Below are 23,871 nucleotides of genomic sequence, written 5' to 3'. Positions count from 1 at the left end.
GTTTAAGTTGGCTAACACAAAAAGGCACAGTCTCTTAAATCGAGGCTGTACCTTGAACAATTTAAAACATTTTATATCCACCGAGACGCAATTTCTGGATGGTCCATCCACTCAGGATAGCACCGATTAGTCCAGCCACAGCAGTAAGATAATCCACTAAACGGAATGACTCTAGATAGATTCCCAAAGATTGTGAGTGATCCCATAAGGAATAGACGACAATCGGTAAAATCACAATAATAAAAACATAGGCAGGAAACCATGTTGTCTTCATCAGCATATTAAGAATGAATCCGATTCCAAACATCATAACAAAAAATAGTACCATTAGAACTATTACTACGATAAACCCTAGTCCCATAACTCTTTCGTACTCCCCTCTATCAGACACTATAGCCAGTTTACTAAAAAAGCCCAGGACAATCAACGCACATCTTGAACAGATTGTGACAGGATTTGCTCGCTTGGATTACTTCGGATACAATGAGGAAAGAGCTTTCATAATAGGAGTGATAAAATTGAACGAAGCCGCATTAACCCTTGAAGGTTGGTATGCCCTTCATGATTTCAGATCTATTGATTGGACCGCTTGGAAAGCAGCAGATGATGAAGAACGTGCAGTAGCTTTAGATGACTTACATCTTTTTTTACAAGAATGGAGAATGGTAGAAGAATCGAATGCTGGTAGCACGGCTGTCTACTCTATCGTAGGTCAAAAAGCAGACTTTGTCCTTATGCATCTCCGCGAGACTTTAGAAGACCTTAACGCTGTCGAAACTGCTTTTAATAAAACAACGTTTGCTCAATATACAACCAAAGCCTATTCTTACGTAAGCGTAGTAGAGTTAAGCAATTATCTAGCTTCTGGCGAAGGGGACCCTAAGCAAAAGCCTGAAGTCATTGCCCGCCTTCAACCGATTTTGCCTAAAGCCCGTCATATTTGCTTCTACCCGATGAATAAGAAACGTGAGCTTGCAGATAACTGGTATATGCTCTCCATGGACGAGCGCCGTACATTAATGCGTAGTCACGGTCTAATTGGCCGAGGTTATGCAGGAAAAGTAAAACAGATCATTACAGGTTCTGTAGGTTTTGATGATTGGGAGTGGGGCGTTACTTTATTTGCTGAAGATCCTCTCCAATTCAAAAAGCTCGTCTATGAAATGCGGTTTGATGAAGTGAGTGCACGTTATGGCGAATTCGGGGACTTCTATGTCGGCAATTTGCTAACAGATGAAGGATTCCGGGACATGCTTAAACTGTAAAAATAAAAGAAAGGGTGCACTCTGGAACAATTCCAGAATGCACCCTTTTGTATGTCTACTGCGTCTATTAATCCTCATCTTCCTCTTCTTCTAGTCGCTTGAGCGATTCCAGAAATTCCGCCGTAGCTCGGTCTCGATCGCGGCTCTTCTCTTTTAGACGCTCAATCGCAGGCAAGATCAGAATATCTACTTCCTTTTGAACAATATAGGAGAGGTCATATTGTTGCTCGCTCTCTAAGTACCCTCCTACTTGCATAAGTGCATTATACCGATCCAATTCAGCTCTAGTCAGCAACCCTCTAACTTGAACACTGCAATGACGCATTATAGAAATCTTCCTTTTCTCAGGACCAAAGTGATTCCCCCAATAGTAAAGAGGTACCTTAGATCCACCAGTTTCTTCAATTGAGCAGCTTTCCAGCCCATATATTTCTTGTGTCCTACCACCGCAATCGCTTCCCCTTTTCCTAAAGAAGCTACCGTTCCTTTATGGCTGAAGTGGAAAGGTTTGAGTTGTTGCCCACGAATAAGAGCCACTATATTTTGAGCACAACAAATTCCCTGTTGCATGGCCATCTGTGCTGTAGGCGGATAAGGACGTCCCTCTGAATTCAACATGAGTGAATTGTCCCCGATGATGAAGATTTGCTCTTGATTAGGGGCACGTAAATATTCATCAATCTTCACTCTTCCGCGCATGGCCTCAAATCCCGCTGCTTCAACAAGACGATTCCCACGAATTCCACCAGTCCAGACCACTGTTGCTGTCTTAATCAGTTCGTCAGTGGCTAACAGGACCCCTTTCTCCGTACATTCTTTGATGGCGGTGCCTATCTTGAAAGTGACTCCCTTCTTCTTCAGGACATCCATGGCGTATTCCACAAGCTCTGCATCAAATCCAGGTAATGCTGTAGGAGCAGCTTCTATGTTATAGATGTGCACTAAAGCAGGGTCCACATCATATTCTCTGCATAATAACGGAATCCGATCTGCTAGTTCGGCAACAAATTCTATTCCACTAAATCCAGCGCCTCCCACAACGAAATTCAAACGATCTTTGCGGGATTCATCTCCTTTGTATTGGGCAAACTGATATTCGATATGCTGCCGAATGAGACGTACGGAATTGATGCTACGAATTGTAAAAGCATAATTGTCTAGGCCAGGTATCCCAAAAGATTCCGGTTCACCGCCCAGCGCAACGATAAGATAATCGAAAGATAAGGTACCATCTTCCAAAATTACTTTTTTATCAAACAGTCGAATGTCTTGAACGTTAGATTTAACCAAATCAATCTTAAATTCATCGATCAGTCTAGAAATGGCTACACGACTGTGATCGACTGAATCTGTACCGGCGGCCGGCATATGCAAATGAGTAGTAAAGTAATGATAATCATGTCGATTCACTAGTGTGACATCCGCTTCGTTGTAATTCAATTCCTTTTGCAGCTTCTGAGCGGTCAGAATTCCGCCATAACCCGCACCAAGTATGACAATTTTGGGTATGGAACTCATTAGGTATTCTCCTTCCAAAGTGCTTCATCTATATATTTGGGATAATCGCCAAAATTATTTGTGAAATTATACACATAAATAGTTAAAGGTTAACGATATGATCATAATTATTCTTCGTGTACGGAATGTAATCCATGCTAAAAGCCGTAAAAGTGCTTATTTTGACACATTTTCCGGGAGAAGCTCTATAGAATGATAAAGGCTTTAAATGAAAAGATCAAGTCTTATTTTAAGCCTCAAAAAGCGCTTACTTTCGTGTATAAATCCTTATATTTGATGCGTTTTTGAGCGACTTTCCAAGTCTCAGGATGAAGCTTATAATAAAGTAGAAATGACATTATTCAAATGGATCTGGAGGTGCTTCATCTATGTCAGTCATACAACCCACTCAAGAAAGCACAGACTTGCTTATTATAGGTGGCGGTCCTGCAGGGATGTTTGCCGCCTTTTATGGCGGAATGCGGCAGGCGACCGTGAAATTAATAGAAAGTATGCCACAATTAGGTGGGCAACTTGCAGCGTTATATCCTGAGAAATATATTTATGATGTAGCAGGCTATCCTAAAGTTACGGCACAAGAGCTCGTAAATAATCTTCATCAACAGATGCAACGATTTAATACTGAGATCTGCCTTGAAGAAAAAGTGATACATGTTGAGAAAAAGGACGAGCGACACTTTGTAGTTACGACCGATCGCGGGGAACATCATGCCAAAGCTGTGATTATCACCGCAGGCGTAGGTGCATTTGAACCTCGGCGTCTGGAGCTTGAGGATGCTGTTAAGCATGAAGGTCGCAGTCTTCACTATTTCGTGAATGATTTGAGCCGCTTTGCCGGACGCAAAGTATTAATTAGCGGTGGCGGAGACTCTGCGGTCGATTGGGCCTTAATGCTTGAACCTATTGCGGAGCAAGTTACCCTTATCCACCGTAGAGATAAGTTCCGTGCTCATGAGCACAGTGTAGAGAATTTAATGGCATCCAGTGTGCAGGTTATCACGCCTACCGAAATTACAGCACTACACGGAGAAGACATGATTCATCAAGTCGAATTAAAAGATGTTAAATCACAGGAGATTACGCTCATTGACGTCGATGATGTAATCATTAACTTTGGATTTATCTCTTCACTCGGACCGATTGCCGATTGGGGTATTGATATTCATACGAATTCAATTGTGGTGGATTCTCGCATGGAAACTTCGGTTCCCGGTATATTTGCCGCTGGTGACATTACCACCTATCCAGGTAAATTAAAATTAATTGCCGTCGGATTTGGGGAAGCTCCAACCGCTGTAAACAACGCCAAAGTATATGTTGATCCGGAAGCCAAACTTTCCCCCGGACATAGTACAAATCTAAAAATGTAACGGGAGACATGAATTTCACAAAAAAGGGTATCTTACTTCTGAACAAATGTTCGAAGGAGGATACCCTTTGTTCTATATATGTTATCTTTGTAATGGCTTAGCTCCACTCAAGCTTGCTTGTCCAGACTGCAATTGCCCTCTTCAGGACCAAGGGAAAATGGAGGATTATATAGGTCCATACAGTCCCTATATGAATACTGCATTCATTTCCGATCTTGAAACGATGGAATACACAGGTGAATGTGAGCATAGAATACAATGCACACAATGTGGCGAAGCCTTTATATATCAGGTGGACATGTCCTACATTGGATAAGAAAGCTAAACAATCAAAACCCATGATGGACTTACAGATTCCCTTTAATGAAAGATCGCTTGTAGTTGTCTATGAAGTTGCGAATTGAGATTCCGCTTACGGATCTCGGCCAACAGGAGCGCTAGGAAATCTCTATCCAATTTAAGCTCTGTAGCTCGCTTAAATGAATCTAGTAGCAATTCATCTGTTAACGTCGCCAATATTCACACATCCTTTCTAAATTTCTATATTTTACCTTAAATCATCATACCAAGAATACTTTACAAGAACAAGCGTTCCTGTTATCCACATCAGGGTGTGGAAATCCTGTGAATAATATGTTGGTAAGTGTTGAAAAGCGTATGTTTTGGCTTGGGATAGTGTGGATAAAAGTTATTCACAGGTAACAACTAGCTTGGATTTGTAAAAATAAATACAATTTTTTCTAATTCTAACTTACTGTCTAGTTCAATTTTAACCATAAGATTTAACGTTAAATCAGATTAGAATTCGACTACTGAGGACGTGTATTCACCTCGAAAATCCATACTCTACCCTTGCGATCAATGCCATAATCAAAGCCAAGCTGTCCTAGACCAGGAAATTTATTTTCTAATAATCCTGTACAAATTCTAGTAAGATTACGCATCTCTGTCCGTTTCTTCTGAACCATATGCTTAGGTAAGGATTGCTGCAAAGCCGTCCGTCCTTGCAACATCGTGCCTCCCTTACATAGATTCGTTACAAATAACCCTGGGCGCGCAAGTCTGCCTACAACAGCTCTTGTCTCCCAGACTCCATTTTCCTTCACTACTTTCACTCGGTAATCAAGTGGTCTTCCGCCAATTGTAGACAAATGAATGCCTTGTTGAATGATGTAGGGACGATTTACTTTTACTTTGTTAAGAGCCTTAATCATAAGATTGTAACTTCGATAGATATGATTTTTTTGTAGATTCGTAAATGTATATATTCCAGCGCTTAATTTGACTCGAATAACTCCATATCCGCCTCCACCACGAATGGGCTTAATGACGACCATGCCAAACCGCTGTAGCATCTTTTCCAAGTTCGCCGCTGTATACATCTTCGTCTGTGGAATATGGGCTGCGATTCGGCTATCTTGAAGTAGCACTTCTGTTTTAAGCCACTTATTCGCAAGTTGTCTTCCCGTCAATTGCATCGTCCCCTCTCAAATTCCTATCCCTCGTGTAACGTATACAGTTATCTTTACTCGGGACAAGGCAATTGTTCTTGGATGTCTGTCCTCTGGCCCCGCCTGATTTTATCAAAAATAGTCATTTTTCCCGATTTAACGTTCTGTTTTCCACTTTTCAAAAGTCTCTATCTGGTATATAGTAGACCCGTAATGCTTGTTTATATGTAAATGGGGGGTTCCTCTACGTGGAGCAGCAAATTTTCACATTACTTTATTGGATTGCTATGATTGCCATGTCGATTGTGCTTATTGGCGTGACGGTTGGCGTATTTGCCATCGGGATTCATTTTATGAAAAATACACGTAAAGGATTGGGGAGCTCTTGCATTGTCTTCTCTTTGATCTCAGCCGGTATGATTACTCTAATGCTGAATAAACAGTTTTTTTGATTTTTTCTGATTCTATTTTTTCTGATTCTATTTCAATGAAGGAGATTTGTATGAACCAACTTTTAACCGCAGATCTTGATTTCTTTGCTGCGGCCTTGTCCCAAAAGATGATTTCTGCCTGGCAGGAAGATGAAGCTGGCGTATACTGTGAAATAGGCCGTGGGCCTGTGGAGAAATATACACCGGGGTACGTAAGAATTCGCAACATAGAGACAGGGAGAAAATCCCACTACGCCAGAGAAAACACCATGTTTCACGTCGTAGAATAGTCATAATAGAGATAGCCCTTCATCCTGTGGATGAGGGGCTACTTTTATGTAATTATATGAGTAAATTATATTTTATTGTTAATTAATAGATTAATTTGGTTAATTTATTTTGGAGGCCAAACAAATTCATAGGAGGTAATTTATAATGAAGAAAAGATTAATAGGATTGTCTTTATGTTTTAGTCTGCTGCTACCTAGTTTTACCTTTGCTGATTCCATTCATGAGGGGAGTAGAGAAACTCAGGAAGCCTTTGTAATGAAATATTACGGAATGTCTTCTGAGTTCGCAAAAGAACTCAAAGATAGTGATCTCAAAAAATTGTCTTCTGAAGCGCCCGTTAAATCTAACAATAAAGAAGAATATTTTAGAATTGAGCGTCCTACCTTTAACTCATCATTCTCAACTAGATCATCTCTAAATTCTCCTGTAGTTACTAAGATTTCTAAAGAAGAAGCCTTACAAGAATCTACTCAAGCCTCACTCAATGAAGGTCTTATTTCTCCATTAGGCAATAGCGACTCTGTTACAAAAACAACCGACTGGCTTAAATTAGAAACAAATATGACTTATTATACACAGAATGGTTCAGTATCCGTATTAGCTTCTTGGCTTAAATCTGCTTCTTCTAAGAGAAAAGACGTTTTAGCTATAGGATTAAGTAACAACGTTGCTCCAATTAAAGATACGGCTAGTTTTAATCATAAAGTAGAGTTATATAGCCCGGCCGATTTCATTTGGAACAGTTTTTCTGACACAACCGCAGATATCTCATTTCAACCGGGTGGAGTTTCAGCCAAATTTGATTTAGCTAACCCTCCAGTAGCGATTAGAAATGAGAAAGCTTATTTAACTTTCAAAGTAGCTCCAAGAGAAGGGAACACTTGGAAAACCAATTCGTTATATGACACCTTTGGTTATTATCGTCACCTACAAAAAAATATCTCACTAAGTTATGGAGTATCCATTCCTCTTGGAGGAAATATAAGTTTAGGTAGTAGTACAAGCTTCGATGAAGTGAATTCATTTGCACAAATTAAATTTCAATAATAAAGAAAGACCTTTCTGCAATTACAGAAAGGTCTTTCTTTATTATTCTTCTTAACACTCGCCCGCTTCAGCAGGCTGGCCTGCATCGTCTTTCGTTCGGAAGCTTGAGCCACAACCACAAGTAGCTACCGCATTCGGGTTATGAATGGAGAACCCTCCGGACATTCCGGAAGCTTCATAATCAATTTCCAGACCGTTTAAGTACTTGAGACTTTCTTTATCTACGACCACTTTCAGGTCAGCAACTTCTAAATATACATCCTCTTCGGACTCTACATCGTCAAACCCCATGCCGTAAGAAAAACCACTGCATCCTCCAGGCTGAACGCCAAGACGAAGGAACATATTGGGGGTCTCTTGTTGAGACAACATTTCTTTTATTTGAGCAACGGCTGCATCACTGATCTCAATCATGAATCCACAACTCCTTTTTATACACAAATGTCCACCTGAATGTAGGAGGATTGTATCTCTTTCTCTTTAAGTATACTCCACATTCTAAGCACCCTCAAGAGAGTATACTTGAAGGACTTACCTAACTGTGCTTATTGCCCGAACAGAAAGTGAGGTTTATAATAGTAGGGCGACACCACATTGTCACACGATTGTCATGCATTTTCACAGGATGGATACGTAGTAATCTGTTCTAAATTTCACAATGATGGTGTAACGCTTTACTTCATTAAAAAGATGGTTTGCTTCAATCAGCTACATCTTTATTATATCCTAATGTGCAATATTCTACTTATCTAGACTCACTACATCGACTGAAGCTTGAGAACGTGAACAAGGAGGAAAATGATATGCTAACCAACGATACCCTAACGTTACTTCCGCATACCGATCAAAGAATGGCTGAGATTGCCGATAAAGTCCGCCGAGGCGAACGTTTGAACCTAGAGGATGGCGTATATCTTTATCAAAGCGATGATCTGCTGACGATTGGTCAACTAGCTAATGAAGTTAATCTCAAAAAAAATGGTAAAAAGGCTTATTTTATCGAAAATATGAGTCTCTATTTCACTAATGTATGTGAATCCTATTGTGCTTTCTGTAATTTTCGTAAGGATCAAGGAGAAGAAGGTTCATACACCCTTTCCGGAGAACAGATGGTTGAGTACGTAGAGCAACATATTCATCCCGGCATTCGTGAATTCCATATCGTTGGAGGTCACAACAATCACGTGCCTTTCCAGTATTATGTCGATTCATTGAAAGCTCTACACGAACGATTCCCTGAAGTAACGCTCAAGGCTTATACAGCTGCGGAAATTGACTTCTTCACTAGAATTAGCGGGCTAACCATTCGTGAAGTTCTCACCGAACTACAAAAAGCTGGTCTCCAATCCCTCACTGGCGGCGGTGCGGAGATTTTGTCTGACCAATATCGTGAAAAGATGAAAGTCGATAAAGCCAATGTCGATCAATATTTAGAAGTTCATCGGACCGCGCATCAGATGGGGATCAAGACCGGAACGACTATGTTATATGGATCTATAGAAAGTCACGAAGACCGCGTACGCCATATGATTCAAATTCGTGATCTTCAAGATGAGACAAATGGATTCATGGTATTTATCCCTCTTTCCATGCAGCCGAAGAGTAAGAATGCCAACATCATGCGACGTAATTCCGCATATGAGGATTTGAAGACGATTGCAATTAGTCGCCTTATGCTCGATAACATTCAACATATCAAGGCTTATTTCATTAATATCGGAACTCAACTTACCCAAGTAGCCCTTACCTTCGGAGCATCCGACGTACACGGTACGATACTTAAAGAAAGAATCAGTCATGCGGCTGGTGCCAATACTCCGGAAGGCCTTACACGCAAAGAGTTGATTTGGCTTGTTAAAGGTGCGGGTCGTATACCGGTAGAACGTGATACTTTTTATAATGAAATTCAAGTATTTGAATAGTCTGATTTGAATCCAGTTTCCCGTACAGAAAGGATCCGATAATTGATATGAGAAATTTTGTTATTCTTGGGGGCGGCTATGGAGGAGTAACGATTGCAAATACACTCCTCAAAGGTCAGCTTCCAAGCGACATTCGTATAACTATGATAGATCGACTTCCTTACCAAACGATGAAGACCGAATATTACGCGTTAGCGGCAGGAACTGCTTCTGACGTTGAACTTCGTGTTCCTTATCCTGTGCATCCAAATCTAAGCATAAAGTATGGAGAGGTCATGTCCGTAGATTTAGAGAACAAGCAGATTATTATGACTAACGATGATCCAGTAAGTTACGACCAATTGGTCATTGCCTTAGGATGTACGGACCGCTTTCATGGTATCCCTGGAGCTGAGGAATTTGCTTGTACCATTCAATCTATGAAAGCTGTACGCCAGACTTACCGCGAGCTGAATGATATCCGTCCCTACGGCAATGTAAATATTGTTGGCGGAGGACTAAGTGGTGTGGAGATTGCTGCTGAACTTAGAGAAAGTCGTCCAGATTTGAACATATCTCTAATCGACCGCGGTTCCCGAGTACTCTCTGCATTTCCACCAAAAATGTCGGGTTATGTAGAGAAATGGTTCCACGAACACGAAGTACAAACTTTATCTCATATCACCATCACTTCATTAGAGCAGGGTGTAATTCATACACTAGGTGATGACATTATATCGGATGCGACGGTATGGACTGCTGGAATTCAACCCGTAGAATTGGTACAAAAATTAAACGTCCCCAAAGATGTTCAGGGACGTGTGCTTTTGAATTCGTATTATCAAATTCCTGAATATACCGAAGTGTTCGTATGTGGAGATTGCGCCAGTCTTCCCTTTGCCCCTAGCGGTCAAGCCGCTGAAGGACAAGGAGAGCAAATTGCTCACATCGCCTTAGCTCAGTGGCGCGGAGAGACTCCTAAGTTGTCACCCATCAAGCTAAAAGGTACGCTCGGTTCTTTAGGTAAAAAAGCAGGATTTGGTATGATGGGCAAACGGCAAGTTATGGGCCGAGTCCCTCGTATGCTGAAAAGTGGCGTGCTCTGGATGTCAAAGCACCACTTCGGCTAGGTTTATTCGATATCCAACTCCAGCCAGGCATCTAATTCTTTAATTTTGCTCATAATAGTATCGTACAGTTGATCTGCCGTATCACTTTCAAGGATCTCTCCATTGAAAAGTACAAACGGTGTGCAGGCACATTGACCACAATTCGTTAAGCAGCCATATTCAATTACATCATATTCGGGATTTTGCTCTAACTTCTCCATCACTTCGTCTGTACCGAAATTCATGTTGTTTGTGCAAAATTCAATAATCGGTCTCATTCGGAATCCTCCGTTGTTAGCCATTTAATTTTAATGCTAAGTGTACTATAATAAATAAGAAAGGAGTTGAGAAATATGAGCCAAAACGCACAAGATACTTTGTACGATGAAGTCCTGGAAGTTCTTGATAAACTTCGCCCTTTCCTTCAACGCGATGGCGGTGACGTCGAACTCGTTGATGTGGAAGATGGCATCGTTAAGCTAAAATTGGTGGGTGCTTGCGGCAGTTGCCCAAGTTCCACGATTACCCTCAAAGCAGGGATCGAGCGCGCACTCTTCGAAGAAGTAGAAGGCGTTCAAGAAGTCGTTCAAGTATTTTAATTATAAAGCATCAACACATCTAATCTGTACGGTAATTCCTTCCGTCCGATTCAGCAAGAGTCTTGGGAACTTCGGTGATCTACCGAATTCCAAGACTCTTGTTTGCTTTATTATGAATTTATTATGAACACTTCTTAAAGAGTACTTCTTAAAGAGTACCTCTTATTAATACATACTGACTCGCAGAAATGGTGTTACTCATGTTTATGCAGAGGGTCTAATCATTTAACCAAGCGATACTTAGGGTTACGAAGTTTTAATCCATGGCCGAATCGGATCGAGTCCCCCTGAAATATCCATGATATTTCCCGTAATAAAATCAGATTCAGGGAGGCAAAGGAAGGAAATCACCCGAGCAATATCTTCTCCGCTCCCCGGTCGACCTCTCGGTGTCTCACCATCTTGCTCTTCCTGCACGTCAGAGATGGATCTTTCTTTATTTATCCCACGAATATCACCGGGGCAAATCATGTTCACCGTAATTCCATAGGAGGCTTCTTCAACCGCGAGTGTCTTAGTAAAGGATACTAAGCCCGTCTTGGCTGCCGCATATGCTGCACGATGGGGCCAAGCTCTGGATTCCGCGGCATGTCCAAATCCAAAATGGATGATGCGTCCCCATTTATTTTGACGCATACCTTGTAATACTAGATGATCTAATAACATGGGTCCAATTAAATTACCTTCAATTAAAGATAATATTTCTTGGGTAGAATATTCAGCAAAATTTCTCCGTTCTCTTATAAATGGCCCTGCATTATTTATGAGAATATCCACGCTTCCCAAAGCCTTTTCCACTTCTTCAATCATCCGAATAATATCTTCATGTTGAGATACATCGGCCTGCACCGTAATGCATTTCACACCTTTATGTTGAATCACAGCTTGAAGTTCAAGAGCTTCTTCTCTGCTGTGAACGTAATTCAGCGCAATATGACAACCCAAATCCGCTAACGTAAGCGCCGTCCGCTTTCCTAATCCTTTGGCACTTCCTGTAATTAGAGCAACCTTACCTCTCAATGCGGATTCCCCTCTCAGCTCATCGTGAACTCATCCATTTAAGTATAAAAGATTTATGTATTCCCTACAACTCATCAGCCTTCAATAAAAAAAGCCCTTCTCCAATGGAGAAGGGCTTTGCTGGGACGATTGCACCCTGGTGACAACTCGTCTCCTGCTTAGAACGCTGGGACGATTGCACCCTGGTGCCAACTCGTCTTCAGCTTAGAACGCTGGGACGATTGCACCCTGGTGCCAACTCGTCTTCAGCTTAGAACGCTGGGACGATTGCACCTTGGTGCCAACTCGTCTCCTGCTTAGAATGCTGGGACGATTGCACCTTGGTGCCAACTCGTCTTCAGCTTAGAACGCTGGGACGATTGCACCTTGGTGCCAACTCGTCTTCAGCTTAGAACGCTGGGACGATTGCACCTTGGTGCCAACTCGTCTCTGCTTAGAACGCTGGGACGATTGCACCTTGGTATTTGTCTTCAATGAATTGCTTCACCTCAGGGGTAGTAAGGGCTTTAGCCAGCTTTTGGATCGCATCGGAATCTTTGTTATCGGGGCGTGCTACCAATAGATTGGCGTAAGGTGAGTCTTTATCCTCAATGAATAAGGCATCTTTAGTTGGCACAAGTTTTGCTGCTAGTGCATAGTTCGTGTTGATTAGTGCCAGATCTACTTCAGGTAATACGCGTGGCAATTGGGCTGCTTCAAATTCTTTAATTTCAAGGTTCTTTGGATTCGCTATAATATCTTTTTTCGTTGCTGAAATGCCAGCACCCTCTTTAAGGGTGATTAATCCATTTTTAGCAAGAAGTAAAAGTGCGCGTCCACCATTAGTAGCATCGTTAGGAATGGCAATTATGCCTTTGTCTGGAATCTCAGTGATGGCTTTATGTTTTTTTGAATAAGCACCAAATGGCTCTACATGGACAGACGTAACTGGAACCAAGTTAAAGTTGTTTTTCTGATTTTGATCATCAAGGTATGGTTTATGTTGGAAGAAGTTCGCATCCAACTGTTTTTCGAACAATTGCGTATTTGGCAGAATGTAGTCTGTAAATATTTTGACTTCAAGATCCACGCCCTCTGCTTTCAACTTAGGTTTGATGAACTCCAAAATTTCCGCATGAGGTACAGCAGAAGCTCCAACCACCAGTTTAACCGGTTTTGTACTGCTTGTGTTAGATGAAGCCTCATCTTTTGTTTTGTTGCCGCAAGCTGCAAGCACCACAACCAAGGTTAATGTAAGAAATGCTAATGCCCATTTTTTCATAAATCTTTTCCTCCTCCAATGTACATCTAATTTTTTTGAATAAGGACACTGTGGACGTACATATATCTATGTGTTTAGCCTTATTTCCGAGTGAAATGGGTGACCAACCGATCCCCTAACATTTGAAGCAGTTGAACCATCACAATAATAATCAACACAGATACGATCATAACTTCCTTTTCATAACGCTGGTACCCGTATCTAATCGCTAAATCCCCTAGTCCACCGCCACCCACCATACCTGCCATCGCCGTATAGGACACTAAGGTAACTACAGTGATAGTCATTCCAGCGATGAGTCCTGGCAAGGCTTCGGGTAAAAGCACTTTACGAATCACTTGAAACGTAGATGCCCCCATGGCATGTGCCGCTTCAATGACGCCACGATCCACTTCACGAAGTGCCGTCTCTACTAGTCTAGCAAAGAAAGGCGCTGCACCAATCACTAGTGGAGGAATCGTGCCCTCTACCCCGTACGATACGCCCATAATGGATCTTGTTAGCGGAATCATAGCTACGATAAGAATGATAAAGGGCAAAGAACGAAGAATGTTAACTACAAAAGATAACACGCCATACATCCATTTCATTACGGTAAGCTTGGAACGAGATGAAAGAAATAAAATGATACCCAGCGGCAGTCCTAGAATGAAAATAAATACAGCAGAGTAGCCTAACATTTGAAGAGTGTCCAGACAGGCCTGTCCCATCTCTTCCCAATCGATTAGTGAAAAATCTAAATTCAATTCATCACCTCCACATCCAGATTTCTTGCCCGAAGTTTTGAGATCGTCTGATCAATGCCTGCAGGATCTCCTTCAAAAGAAACCAGTAATTGTCCATAAGGTACTTGTTTGATCGTGGATATCGTCCCTTGCAGGATGGCAAAATTCACACCCGTTTCTCTCACGATTTGGGATAAGACAGAATCATATGTCTGTTCACCTAAGAAAGTAATTTTGACACGTTGTGTAAAGCCTTTGTTCGAATTCGGCAAGATCAGGTTGTAAGCATTCTGCCCTGAAGACTCCCGATAAATGAATTCGCGAGTAACCGCATGTTGCGGTTTCAAAAAGACTTGAGCAACAGGCCCCTGCTCCACGATATCTCCATCATGAATAACCGCTACCCGGTCACAAATGTTCTGAATGACATGCATTTCATGCGTGATCAATAAAATGGTCAGTTTGAAGCGCTTGTTGATATCCAAAAGTAAATTTAAAATGGAATCTGTCGTCTGTGGATCCAAAGCAGAAGTTGCTTCGTCACAGAGCAGTACATCCGGGTCACTTGCTAATGCTCTAGCAATGCCTACTCTTTGCTTCTGTCCACCCGACAGTTGAGCAGGGTATTTATCTTTGTGTTCCTCAAGCCCTACAAGACTTAGCAGCTCCATAACTTTTGCTTTAATGGTGGAGTTAGGTGTGCGAATTAGGGTCAAGGGAAATGCAATATTATCATAGACTGTTGAAGAAGATAACAGATTAAAGTGCTGAAATATCATACTGATTTTTCGTCTTTGTATTTGTAGTTCTTTCTGTCCAAGCGACGTAAGGTTCACACCCCCTACCCATACTTCACCGGAAGTAGGACGTTCTAGCAGATTGATACAGCGGATTAGCGTACTTTTGCCTGCACCAGAGTGTCCAATCACCCCAAATATTTCGCCCTTTTGTACCGACAAGTTCAGATTAGCCAAAGCCGTCGTTGGCTTATTCCTTGTCTTATACGTCTTGGTCAGCTGTTTAAGCTCAATCAAAGTTCAAATCCCTCCTGATTATATAAAAAAGAGCCCTAGGCAGAATCGCAGGGCTCTCATAAATTTGAGATATACCTTCTCATCTGTCAGAACCGCAGTATGCGACTCCGAGGATTTAGCACCATGTCATTCACACTATTGTGAACCGGTTGCCGGGTTTCATAGGGCCTGTCCCTCCACCACTCTTGATAAGAAATATGAAATTGTAAATGAGTTGTAGTTTGCTGTTGTGTTTCTGAAACTGTTTCCAAGTATAGAGGCTTTTCAAACGTTTGTCAAAGGAAAATATTCACTTAATCATATTATTCCGACAAGTTTGCCTGCCAATATAATCATTAGTATAAGAGAAAGCAGTATGAAGCGATTTGAGAACCACAAGATAACTTTCTGTAAGATCATATAAATGCTTATCCAAGTCTTCAAGTTCCAATTTGTTATGAAGTGATTGATGCTTCTGCCACAAGTCATCCTGCATCTCGGCATTCATGTAATGAATCTCCATATTACGTCGTCGTCTTAAGTTAGATAAGGGTTCGTTGTGTTCCTCTTTGATTGCAAGAAGCTTCTCTCCGAGGTCCGTGTACAGCTTCATGTATTCAAACTGCCTAAGAATTGTAAAATAGGAATAGTGCGGTTTGGTCTTGGCCGTCTCCAGATGATACAGCTCATTTAACAATGTAGCTAGCTTATCAAGAAGAGAGAACACTCGAATGAACCCATCTTTGTAAAAGTACACATATCTTGCATAATCGCCCTTTTCTTGCGGTCCCATGTCTTCCATAAGTTTCGTGTGGACTAAGTTACGGAAATGCCCGGCAGCATACGTACATTGCTCCAATTCATCTAGTGATGAAATAATACCCAACGTCCACACCTGGAATTTGTAATAATCTTTTTCATGCTCCCGATGGATATGACCGTCTACTTGGAACAGTTGAACGGCTTGTTCCATTTCCTGAAACGTCTGTAAAAGCAATCCTTCATTATGCCTTGGCGGCTCTCCAAGCAGACTTCTCAGCAAAGGGTACCACCTCTTTCGGTTAGGAAAAGAACTACTATCCAATGAACTACATTCCACCAGCTTTAAGCAAAATACGTCTTCCACCGATCATTTACCAGCTTCACAATATCTTCGCGAGCAAAGAGTTCATCTGGATAACCCGGCTTCATTCGTGCATCAATTACGATAGGCAAGCTATACGACAAGTGATGCTGCTTCACTTCCGCATCGGCAAAGATATCTGTAGCGGGGTTAAATCTTGTGAATACGGTCCATAAGAATGCATTCGAAGTCTGAGCAACTGCATGTGCATGATCCGTCAGCACGACCATTGGCCACGCCGTTCCCCTTTCACGCAAGCGTCCTAACACACGCTCAGCTAGCTCAGGCTCCTCTTCATAGGATGCTCCAGACACCACTAAACATCCATCATGGAATGGGGCAATTTCAGTAATTTCTGCAATATCCCCTTCTGTGTACTCACGAGGCAGTTCACGAACGGGATCGCCTACGCCTATGAGGATGGCTTTGCTACCATGATTAAGATGTAGACCTGTATAATCCAAGGTATCATTGGACGTTTTGTTGAAGATCAATAGATCTGTACGTGGATCGAATCGTTCCAAGATGGTACGTAACAAAGTTTTGAAATCAGATAATTCCACAGGTACATTAGTAAGCATTAGAAATTTGGTTAATGATAATTGCCCTTCTCCCAAGATACGGAACCCAGCTACCAACGCTTCTCTAGAATAACTTTCCCGCACTACCGCAGAAGCTAGAGCATGGAAACCGGTCTCCGAATACGTCCACAATGAACGCACGCTTGGCATGACAATTGGAAAAGCCGGAGATAATAATTTTTGCAAAAATTCTCCAATATAATAATCTTCTTGCCTTGGTTTGCCTACAATAGTTGCTGGATAAATCGCATCTTTGCGATGCCACATATGATTGACCCGAAGAAACGGGAATTCGTGCGCTAAAGAATAATAACCAAAATGATCTCCGAAAGGGCCTTCCATACGTCGTTCATGCGGAGGAACCAGTCCTTGGATAGCAAACTCCAGTTCTGCTGGGATGCGATGCCCACCCATCGGATTGTCCGCCATAGGCAATTTCTCACCCAAAATGAATGAAGTTACCAATAATTCGGACAAGTGTTCAGGCACAGGTGCTATAGCCCCTGCAATTAGAGCTGGTGGCCCCCCGATAAAGATCGATACCGGCAAAGCTTGATTCAGCTTCTCCGCTTCATGATAGTGAAACCCTCCACCCTTTTGAATCTGCCAGTGGATGCCTGTAGTCTGATCATCAAATATCTGTACCCGGTACATCCCTAAGTTATTATCCTTCGGCTGATTCGGGTTCTCTGTGTATACGAGTGGCAGGGTAATAAAAGGACCTCCGTCCTCCTGCCAACTCGTCACTTTGGGTAGATCTGCAAGCGGCTGATCAGTACGACATACTTGAAGAATCGGTGCTTCTCCTTTGACGGTCGTCTTCATGCCCACTTTCATGACTTCTCTAATTAAACCTCGTTCATTCCATAGCGCCTTAGGTGTTGGGGGTAATAAGGTGTTCATGGCTCCCACTAATCGATTAGCTAATTGCTCAGGGCGCGGCCCGAAAGCCATATCCACCCGTCTTGGGGTGCCGAATAAGTTCGTTGCCACCGGGAACGGAGTACCTTTTACATTTGTGAATAGAAGGGCAGGTCCTCCTTCTTCAATGACGCGGCGGTGAATCTCCGCAAGCTCCAAATAGGGATCAACTGGCGCATCGATAATCGCCAATTCTTTTTCCTTGCGAAGCGCTTCGATCCACTGTCTTAAATTCCGATAACTCACAAACATTCCTCCTCAAAATAAAACCCGGCGCTGCACTTATAAGTGTAATTATACGTGTTTTGTCATACGTTCTTCTCTCACTGCCGATCTGCTAAGCTGCCATGTTCTAACGCTCATATAACAGAGAACACCGAACAATGTAGCCAGTACAAAGATATGGGCGAGTGAAGCAAAGATATACATTCTAGGGTTGTACAAGTTAAATACCAAGAAACCCCCAGTTAAAATCTGAATAAGTACGAGAACCGTAGCCCATACGCCCAAAGAGCGAATCTCTTTGTTGTAAGGATTATGACGATATGCGAAATGTCCTACTATACCAATCACTATGAACAATAAAAAAGCGCCTAACCGGTGAATAAAGGCAATGGTCACCCCGCCGCTTAGCTCTGGAATCAATGCTCCGTTACATAAAGGCCATCCTGAACATCCGCCAGCGGAATTCGTATGACTAACATACGCTCCTAAGTAAACCACGATATACGTATATGCCGTTGCGAACCATACCCAATTTCGTAATCCTTTAGTCACAGGTGCTGCTGGAGGAAGCGGTGCAAGATGCTGCTGTTTGTCTTCTTGACGCATCCCTAAAGCTAACATGACCGAACTTGCAAAGGCAATTAGTGAAAACCCGAAATGTAAGGCCATAATAGCAGAGGACTGCGAAAATACAACAGCGAATGCGCCCATGCCTGCTTGTATTATAACAAATATTAATGAAAGTGTAGCGTACATCCGAAGATCACGCCGCTCTTTTCTATAGATCATGAAAGCAATGAAAGCAGCTAGAGCCACCATGCCTGCAGCCCCACTTACAGCCCGGTGCGAATATTCAATTAAAGAAGACAAAGTATGTGCCGGTACAAAAGTACCGTTACATAGCGGCCACTCTTTACCACATCCAAGTCCTGCGTCCGTTTTAGTTACTACTGTTCCTCCGAGCGTTGCCATCAGCATGATGAAGCTGGTTGCATAGCTCAGCCATTTCAGTTGTTTGGTATTCAAGATATCCCCACCTGCTATATGAATTTTGAGTACGTCCTCATGTAACATCTTCATTATAACCGATGGTGTGCGCCTTATCACAAACCACTTGTGACAAAATGTTCAATTTAAAAAAGGACCTCATCCTCAAGAGGATGAAGTCTTTTTATTGTTGCATATCTAAGAAAAATTGGGCTATTCTTCCTTGCGTTCCGCTGTATCATGCAAGGTCCGATAGACATCGAGTGCGCGATTTAAGAAATCTTCAATCTCTTCACGTGATTTACGTGCCTTGTTCACATACCGCACTAATTCCCGGCCATCTGTAAATGCAACAAAACTCGGTATACCTAAAATATTCAATTCATCCACGAGATCTGGAACTTGCTCGGTATCCACTTCGATAAAGGTAATACGATCCCCATACTTCTCTTCAATTTCAGGCCAGAACGGTTCAATGAATTTACAATCTCCGCACCAATCTGCTTTAAATACTCCGATCACTAAATTACTTGATTGGGTATGTACTCGAAAAATTCCTGAGTTCGATACTTTTTCCATGGACTCTTCAATCCCTTCACTTGTTCTCATTCTTAGTCAACCAAAACCAAGAGTGGAAGTCAATTATTTCGGCGATACTATACGTATACCCAATTTTTGCGAAAGTGAGTGATGCGGATGCCTAAAATACCCGCTTCTACGAAATTATCTGATCGTGGACTACTATCTGTAGTAAAAGAATTTCTATTTTCAGTACCTGCTATTGTAGGTGAGACCATCAAAGGCAAAGCCGCCGCCTATTCTTCTTCTAGTCAATTACGCGAAGAACGTGTCAATCTGGACTGGAATGAAGCCTCTGCACTAAATGTGTATTCGGAAATAGAAGATTTGCTCCGTCGAAGCGGACAAGGACGGAAGGAAGAACAAATGGTGCAGACGGGAGAATGCTCGTTCCTTAACCCAGAAGAGGAGCTTATAGCTAAGGAAATTGCTGCCCGGACGCAATCCAGCAACATTAGCAACCTCAGCCGAACCAAAGCCTATTGGGAATGCTATCAGATTTATCCCGAACTCCACTGGGCCTTTTTAGCGCACATGGTATCCCGCAATGGAGGATGGAATATGAGCGATCTACGCGGGGGACAGATGTATCCTTTGCTTGATGAAGCTTCGAAGGAAGCGGTCTATCGATTTTTGGAGCGAAGCAATGCTTTGATTTTCCAAGATGCTTATCCGCAGCTGCTACTATACATCAAGAGCCGGGAACTGGGCAGAAGTCTTTTCCACCTGCTTCCTTATTTCCATGTGTCTAGGTTCATGCAGCCTTTCTGGGATAAATTTTGGCTAGAGCGGGGAAGTGCTTTGCTCACGGTCGGACTCATTATCAATGAACAAAATTATATTGAGCGAAGAGTCGTTCAGCAGCCTTATTTCCAACAACGTGTCACAGACAAAGCCAGCTTCCACATTCACAACCTTGCAGGACTTAATCAAGTAATCCTTCCGATGCTAGATCAGCAGGATGTGCGGATGCCTTGCGCATTAGAAGAACAACCCCTGCGCCTAGCAGGGCGAATTCTCAGTGATTTCACCAGTCTGACTACCCGCATATCATTTGGCAAAAGTCTATATGCCCTGTTGTTTGGTCTTCCTGCTCTTCGCAAGGGTACCGAAGCATTTGCTTCACGTATACCGCACACAGGATCTCGAGCCGATTACTGGCCTTCTCTGTTCACAACACGCAAAGAAGAAGCGCTGACTGCCTCTTTAGAGGAATCAACGCTTCTCGGGAAGGATAAGCTCCCTCTTGGGCAAAGATTATATGCACCTGTTTTACTTGAAGCTTGGGGTGATACACCCTATGAACCCATTAACCGTGAAGATTGGATGCAGGATCATCGTGCATTAGATGGCCTAAGCAAGCCAGAATCCCCATATCTGTGTGACATTAGTTACGAACACCGACTAGGAATTCTGAAGACGGCGATTGCCCATGATGCCGCAAATATCTGATGGCTTACAATCCGCTTGTTGCATCTGTTCCTCGTTGCAGTCTCATAAGTGGGCGTAGCACTTTTTGTAAAACCCGTGGATAGCTAGCCAGCTCATCCTTGCGTACTACGCGGAGAATAACGAGCATGACAGGGTAGAGGGCCATGATAACTAGACCTACCACGCAGCAAATGAGGAAGAAAATCACTCTTGGGTACCATGAAGTGTGATCCACAATCCATACACCCAACTGATTCAAGCTATAACCTGCGCCATACAGCAAAGCAATTGTAATTAAAAATCCTGCCCATCTCCCCTTTAGAATAGAGAACGGCACCATGATCTTAACCTTACGTAGATTCAATAATGTAATCACCAAGAAACAAAGACCTGTTGATACAATAATTCCATATACACCGAAGAATGGTGCTAGAGCAAAACTACCTACAAGTTTCACGGCAATCCCGATAATAACATTGAACATCGATACCTTTACTTTGTTCATTCCGATCAAGATAGAGCTTGAGGTAGACATCGTAATTTGAAAAATAGTACCTAATGTTAGCAGAGCTATTATGCCGCTACCGTCCCGAGTTGAAAATATCATGGCATTTAACGAATAAGCTGCGGAGCACAATATAATTACTATCGGCATACCCGTAAGTATCGACACCCGCATCGCAAGTGTAATTTGCCGCTCCATATGAGGGCGATCGTTCCGTGCAAAAGCAGCCGCAATCACGGGAAGCAACGATGCGCTGAGCGCTATCGAAAGGATCGGCGGAATACCTGCAATACTTTGTGCACGGCTTCCTAATATACCTAACGTATGTGTTGCCAGATCATTGCCTATTTGACTAATAAGTAAGGGTTTAACAAGTGTACTATCGATGGCATACACCGCTGGAACAGCAAGGGATGACAACACAATAGGAATGGATAGCTTAAAGATATCCATATAAATTCGGCCCATAGGCAAAGGCTCATTTCCTATTGCCAAATCTTCTAGTTGAAGCTTGCGATCATCTCTTTTTAATTTCATCGAATAATAGAGCATTATAATGAATGCCCCAACACTTCCAAGCACGCCTCCAAAGGAGGCCCCCGCCGCAATTTCCTGATCGGCATACCCTGCATGTAAAAGAACAAAAGCGAGTCCTACCCCAGTGATAACTCTAAGAATTTGCTCCATAATCTGCGATATACCGTTGGCCGCCATCATCCCTCTACCTTGGAAATAACCTCGCATCATAGCAATAGCGGGAAATAACAGAAGCGCTGGAGCGACAGCACGAATTGCACCTGCGGCCTCAGGTTCCTTGGAATAGTTAGCATAAGCAGGTGCAAGCACATACAAAAGAACTGTCATAATCACACCGATAACCACAGCAAAAATTAGAGCAGCATGATAGACTCGCTTCGCTTCACTTGGGCGCTGTAGAGCATATCGTTCAGAGACCATTTTACTCAGAGTGCTGGGAATACCTGCAGTAGCTACCGTCAGTAGCAATAAATATGTAGTATTGGCAATCGTATACGATGCATTACCTACAGAACCTAAAATATGCTCGAGAGGAACCCGTTGGACAAGTCCTAATACACGCGCTACTAAAGCCGCTGCAGCGAGTATAATTGTTCCCTTGATGAATGATTCTTGCTTCGACAAACGATGTCCCTTCTTTCTTAACAAACCATTCCTTAGTTAATCCAAATAAAAAATACAACGATCATAACGATTTGCAATATGATCTTCACAACCATACTGCTAAATAAACCGACTACCGAACCAAATCCGACTTTGACAGATTTCTCTAATGAAGATCCCGTTACGAGTTCACCGATGACAGCCCCTACGAACGGACCAATAATCAGACCAAAAGCTGGAATGACAAAGGGTCCAATGATTGCACCGATCGTACTTAGCCATACGGATGCTTTGCTTCCTCCAAATCGCTTCACTCCCCAAGCACCTACCGCATAATCAGCCGCTAGCAGGACAATGACGATTAACGATTGCAAGGTCCAGAATATCCAACCGAAGTGTGCAAAGGTAAAGAACCACCCATAGACGAAGAAGGCGGCATAAATGGCGACAACTCCAGGTAAAATAGGAACCACAGCCCCCGCAATTCCTACTACAAAGAGAGCGATAATAATAATCCAGCCTAGAATATCCATCCGGTCAATCCTGCTCCTCAGAGAATATAAATTTGCGAATGACTTCGGCAATACCATCATCGTTATTGGAAGATGTCACGTAATCCGCATTTTCCTTGACAGTAATTTGTGCGTTACCCATCGCAACGCCAAGTCCTGCGGCTTGTATAACTGCAAGATCGTTCAAGCTATCACCGACTGCAATCACCTGATTCATCTCAAGCCCCAGCAGCTCACAAACCACCTTGATTCCAGTGGCCTTGTTCACCCCTGCAGGATTAATCTCATAATTAGTCAAGGAAGAATTCGTGATTTCAAGCCCCTGTACCTCTTGGAGTTGTAATAGAATTTGATGACGAATCTCAGCATTCTCGGTATGGTATCCAAACTTAATCCACTGATTCGTATCCAGTAAGGAAGAGTCCCAAGATTTTTTGTTGTAAGCTCCTTCTACAGCATAGGCCCAGAACCACACATCATGCTGCTCGGCAATGGCATAAAGCTTACGTATAATAGCTGTATCGAACAATTCCCTATGATACAACTCATGCGGGCTTCTCCAGATTTCACTTCCGTTCACTGTGACCATTGGCGTGCTGAGTCCCAGTTGATCACCAAAGGGAACGGCTTCTGAGAAAGGCCTCCCCGTAGACAGACAGACGTGAATTCCTGCATCTTTTGCTTTGCCGATCCAGTGTGCCGTTTCCGGAGAAATCTCGTGATTGTCATTGAGTAAAGTTCCGTCCATATCCAGTGCAAGCAATTGATATTTCAATCCGTTCACCCTTCCTGTCCAACTTCTTATACACATATAAGGCCATTCTACCACAGCATACCATGGACCAACAAAGGTTGTCCGTATACTG

Annotated in this window: 27 protein-coding genes and 1 riboswitch; of the genes, 9 read left to right on the top strand and 18 right to left on the bottom strand. The window is 42.6% G+C overall.

Going from position 1 to position 23,871, the window contains the following annotated elements; translation table 11 throughout:
- Positions 1-61 precede the first annotated feature (61 nt).
- Positions 62-328, bottom strand: coding sequence for a YuiB family protein (locus tag J2Z69_RS15400; protein WP_245339382.1), 267 nt, complete (start codon positions 326-328; stop codon positions 62-64).
- 190 nt (positions 329-518) lie between these two features.
- On the opposite strand from J2Z69_RS15400, the gene hemQ reads away from it, so the two are divergent.
- Positions 519-1,265 (top strand): hydrogen peroxide-dependent heme synthase, encoded by a 747-nt coding sequence (gene hemQ, locus J2Z69_RS15395; RefSeq protein WP_209864534.1) that lies wholly within the window; start codon positions 519-521, stop codon positions 1,263-1,265.
- Positions 1,266-1,332: 67 nt separating this feature from the next.
- Here the strand turns inward: hemQ and J2Z69_RS15390 are convergent, their stop codons facing one another.
- Positions 1,333-1,590: a hypothetical protein gene (locus tag J2Z69_RS15390; protein ID WP_209864531.1), complete on the bottom strand. Its 258-nt coding sequence runs from the start codon at positions 1,588-1,590 to the stop codon at positions 1,333-1,335.
- Positions 1,590-2,783, bottom strand: coding sequence for an NAD(P)/FAD-dependent oxidoreductase (locus J2Z69_RS15385; RefSeq protein WP_209864528.1), 1,194 nt, complete (start codon positions 2,781-2,783; stop codon positions 1,590-1,592). Before J2Z69_RS15385 ends, J2Z69_RS15390 begins: the two co-directional genes overlap by 1 nt.
- 368 nt (positions 2,784-3,151) lie before the next feature.
- On the opposite strand from J2Z69_RS15385, the gene J2Z69_RS15380 reads away from it, so the two are divergent.
- Positions 3,152-4,153, top strand: coding sequence for an NAD(P)/FAD-dependent oxidoreductase (locus J2Z69_RS15380; protein ID WP_209864525.1), 1,002 nt, complete (start codon positions 3,152-3,154; stop codon positions 4,151-4,153).
- A 360-nt stretch (positions 4,154-4,513) separates the two neighbouring features.
- Here the strand turns inward: J2Z69_RS15380 and sda are convergent, their stop codons facing one another.
- Positions 4,514-4,669 carry a sporulation histidine kinase inhibitor Sda gene (sda, locus tag J2Z69_RS15375; RefSeq protein WP_209864522.1) on the bottom strand — a complete coding sequence of 52 codons (156 nt, stop codon included), beginning with the start codon at positions 4,667-4,669 and terminating at the stop codon, positions 4,514-4,516.
- Positions 4,670-4,962: 293 nt separating this feature from the next.
- Positions 4,963-5,631, bottom strand: a complete 669-nt coding sequence (locus J2Z69_RS15370; protein WP_342591602.1) for a YheC/YheD family protein — start codon at positions 5,629-5,631, stop codon at positions 4,963-4,965.
- A 221-nt stretch (positions 5,632-5,852) separates the two neighbouring features.
- Between J2Z69_RS15370 and J2Z69_RS15365 the strand changes: the two genes are divergently transcribed.
- The 3 genes from J2Z69_RS15365 to J2Z69_RS15355 all read left to right on the top strand — a co-directional run bounded on the left by J2Z69_RS15365 (position 5,853) and on the right by J2Z69_RS15355 (position 7,373).
- Complete coding sequence (locus J2Z69_RS15365) at positions 5,853-6,056, top strand: hypothetical protein (RefSeq protein WP_209864870.1); 204 nt, start codon at positions 5,853-5,855, stop codon at positions 6,054-6,056.
- 50 nt (positions 6,057-6,106) lie between these two features.
- Entirely contained in the window at positions 6,107-6,325 is a 219-nt protein-coding gene (locus tag J2Z69_RS15360; RefSeq protein ID WP_245339380.1) for a hypothetical protein, read from the top strand.
- A 145-nt stretch (positions 6,326-6,470) separates the two neighbouring features.
- Entirely contained in the window at positions 6,471-7,373 is a 903-nt protein-coding gene (locus J2Z69_RS15355; RefSeq protein ID WP_209864514.1) for a hypothetical protein, read from the top strand.
- A 51-nt stretch (positions 7,374-7,424) separates the two neighbouring features.
- On the opposite strand, the gene J2Z69_RS15350 is transcribed toward J2Z69_RS15355, so the two are convergent.
- Positions 7,425-7,787, bottom strand: coding sequence for a HesB/IscA family protein (locus tag J2Z69_RS15350; protein WP_209864511.1), 363 nt, complete (start codon positions 7,785-7,787; stop codon positions 7,425-7,427).
- Between the two features lie 389 nt (positions 7,788-8,176).
- Between J2Z69_RS15350 and mqnE the strand changes: the two genes are divergently transcribed.
- Together mqnE and J2Z69_RS15340 are read left to right on the top strand one after the other, a co-directional pair.
- Positions 8,177-9,295, top strand: a complete 1,119-nt coding sequence (mqnE, locus tag J2Z69_RS15345) for an aminofutalosine synthase MqnE (protein WP_209864508.1) — start codon at positions 8,177-8,179, stop codon at positions 9,293-9,295.
- 47 nt (positions 9,296-9,342) lie between these two features.
- The gene (locus tag J2Z69_RS15340) at positions 9,343-10,404 is read left to right on the top strand and encodes an NAD(P)/FAD-dependent oxidoreductase (RefSeq protein ID WP_209864505.1); all 1,062 of its coding nucleotides are present in this window, start codon (positions 9,343-9,345) and stop codon (positions 10,402-10,404) included.
- Between the two features lie 2 nt (positions 10,405-10,406).
- On the opposite strand, the gene J2Z69_RS15335 is transcribed toward J2Z69_RS15340, so the two are convergent.
- The gene (locus J2Z69_RS15335; protein ID WP_209864502.1) at positions 10,407-10,661 is read right to left on the bottom strand and encodes a YuzB family protein; all 255 of its coding nucleotides are present in this window, start codon (positions 10,659-10,661) and stop codon (positions 10,407-10,409) included.
- A gap of 75 nt (positions 10,662-10,736) precedes the next feature.
- On the opposite strand from J2Z69_RS15335, the gene J2Z69_RS15330 reads away from it, so the two are divergent.
- Positions 10,737-10,982 carry a NifU family protein gene (locus tag J2Z69_RS15330; protein WP_068620113.1) on the top strand — a complete coding sequence of 82 codons (246 nt, stop codon included), beginning with the start codon at positions 10,737-10,739 and terminating at the stop codon, positions 10,980-10,982.
- A gap of 246 nt (positions 10,983-11,228) precedes the next feature.
- Here J2Z69_RS15330 and J2Z69_RS15325 read toward each other — a convergent pair whose 3' ends face one another.
- The 8 genes from J2Z69_RS15325 to J2Z69_RS15290 all read right to left on the bottom strand — a co-directional run bounded on the left by J2Z69_RS15325 (position 11,229) and on the right by J2Z69_RS15290 (position 19,417).
- Entirely contained in the window at positions 11,229-12,002 is a 774-nt protein-coding gene (locus tag J2Z69_RS15325; protein ID WP_209864500.1) for an SDR family oxidoreductase, read from the bottom strand.
- A 433-nt stretch (positions 12,003-12,435) separates the two neighbouring features.
- Complete coding sequence (locus tag J2Z69_RS15320; RefSeq protein ID WP_209864497.1) at positions 12,436-13,263, bottom strand: MetQ/NlpA family ABC transporter substrate-binding protein; 828 nt, start codon at positions 13,261-13,263, stop codon at positions 12,436-12,438.
- Between the two features lie 80 nt (positions 13,264-13,343).
- The gene (locus J2Z69_RS15315; protein ID WP_209864849.1) at positions 13,344-13,973 is read right to left on the bottom strand and encodes a methionine ABC transporter permease; all 630 of its coding nucleotides are present in this window, start codon (positions 13,971-13,973) and stop codon (positions 13,344-13,346) included.
- A 32-nt stretch (positions 13,974-14,005) separates the two neighbouring features.
- A complete protein-coding gene (locus J2Z69_RS15310) occupies positions 14,006-15,022 on the bottom strand; it encodes a methionine ABC transporter ATP-binding protein (RefSeq protein WP_209864494.1) in 1,017 nt (338 codons plus the stop codon).
- A 76-nt stretch (positions 15,023-15,098) separates the two neighbouring features.
- Positions 15,099-15,217, bottom strand: a riboswitch (SAM riboswitch).
- 94 nt (positions 15,218-15,311) lie between these two features.
- Positions 15,312-16,043 carry a Cthe_2314 family HEPN domain-containing protein gene (locus J2Z69_RS15305; protein ID WP_209864491.1) on the bottom strand — a complete coding sequence of 244 codons (732 nt, stop codon included), beginning with the start codon at positions 16,041-16,043 and terminating at the stop codon, positions 15,312-15,314.
- Positions 16,044-16,105: 62 nt separating this feature from the next.
- Entirely contained in the window at positions 16,106-17,872 is a 1,767-nt protein-coding gene (locus tag J2Z69_RS15300) for a UbiD family decarboxylase (RefSeq protein WP_209864488.1), read from the bottom strand.
- Positions 17,873-17,920: 48 nt separating this feature from the next.
- Positions 17,921-18,931, bottom strand: a complete 1,011-nt coding sequence (locus J2Z69_RS15295; protein WP_425355017.1) for a COX15/CtaA family protein — start codon at positions 18,929-18,931, stop codon at positions 17,921-17,923.
- Between the two features lie 120 nt (positions 18,932-19,051).
- Positions 19,052-19,417, bottom strand: a complete 366-nt coding sequence (locus J2Z69_RS15290; RefSeq protein WP_209864847.1) for a thioredoxin family protein — start codon at positions 19,415-19,417, stop codon at positions 19,052-19,054.
- Between the two features lie 117 nt (positions 19,418-19,534).
- On the opposite strand from J2Z69_RS15290, the gene J2Z69_RS15285 reads away from it, so the two are divergent.
- Positions 19,535-20,869 carry a DUF2515 family protein gene (locus J2Z69_RS15285; RefSeq protein WP_209864485.1) on the top strand — a complete coding sequence of 445 codons (1,335 nt, stop codon included), beginning with the start codon at positions 19,535-19,537 and terminating at the stop codon, positions 20,867-20,869.
- A 4-nt stretch (positions 20,870-20,873) separates the two neighbouring features.
- On the opposite strand, the gene J2Z69_RS15280 is transcribed toward J2Z69_RS15285, so the two are convergent.
- Genes J2Z69_RS15280 through J2Z69_RS15270 form a run of 3 tightly spaced genes read right to left on the bottom strand, consistent with a single transcriptional unit; the run spans position 20,874 to position 23,816 of the window.
- Positions 20,874-22,514, bottom strand: coding sequence for a putative polysaccharide biosynthesis protein (locus tag J2Z69_RS15280; RefSeq protein ID WP_209864482.1), 1,641 nt, complete (start codon positions 22,512-22,514; stop codon positions 20,874-20,876).
- Between the two features lie 32 nt (positions 22,515-22,546).
- Positions 22,547-23,026, bottom strand: coding sequence for a DUF456 domain-containing protein (locus J2Z69_RS15275; protein WP_209864479.1), 480 nt, complete (start codon positions 23,024-23,026; stop codon positions 22,547-22,549).
- Positions 23,027-23,030: 4 nt separating this feature from the next.
- Positions 23,031-23,816 (bottom strand): Cof-type HAD-IIB family hydrolase, encoded by a 786-nt coding sequence (locus J2Z69_RS15270; protein WP_209864476.1) that lies wholly within the window; start codon positions 23,814-23,816, stop codon positions 23,031-23,033.
- Between the last annotated feature and the right edge of the window lie 55 nt (positions 23,817-23,871).

Origin of the sequence: Paenibacillus shirakamiensis (assembly GCF_017874255.1) — a bacterium.
GTDB lineage: Bacteria > Bacillota > Bacilli > Paenibacillales > Paenibacillaceae > Fontibacillus > Fontibacillus shirakamiensis.
Note: the sequence above shows the minus strand (reverse complement) of the source record. Positions and strands in the feature narration are given on the sequence as shown.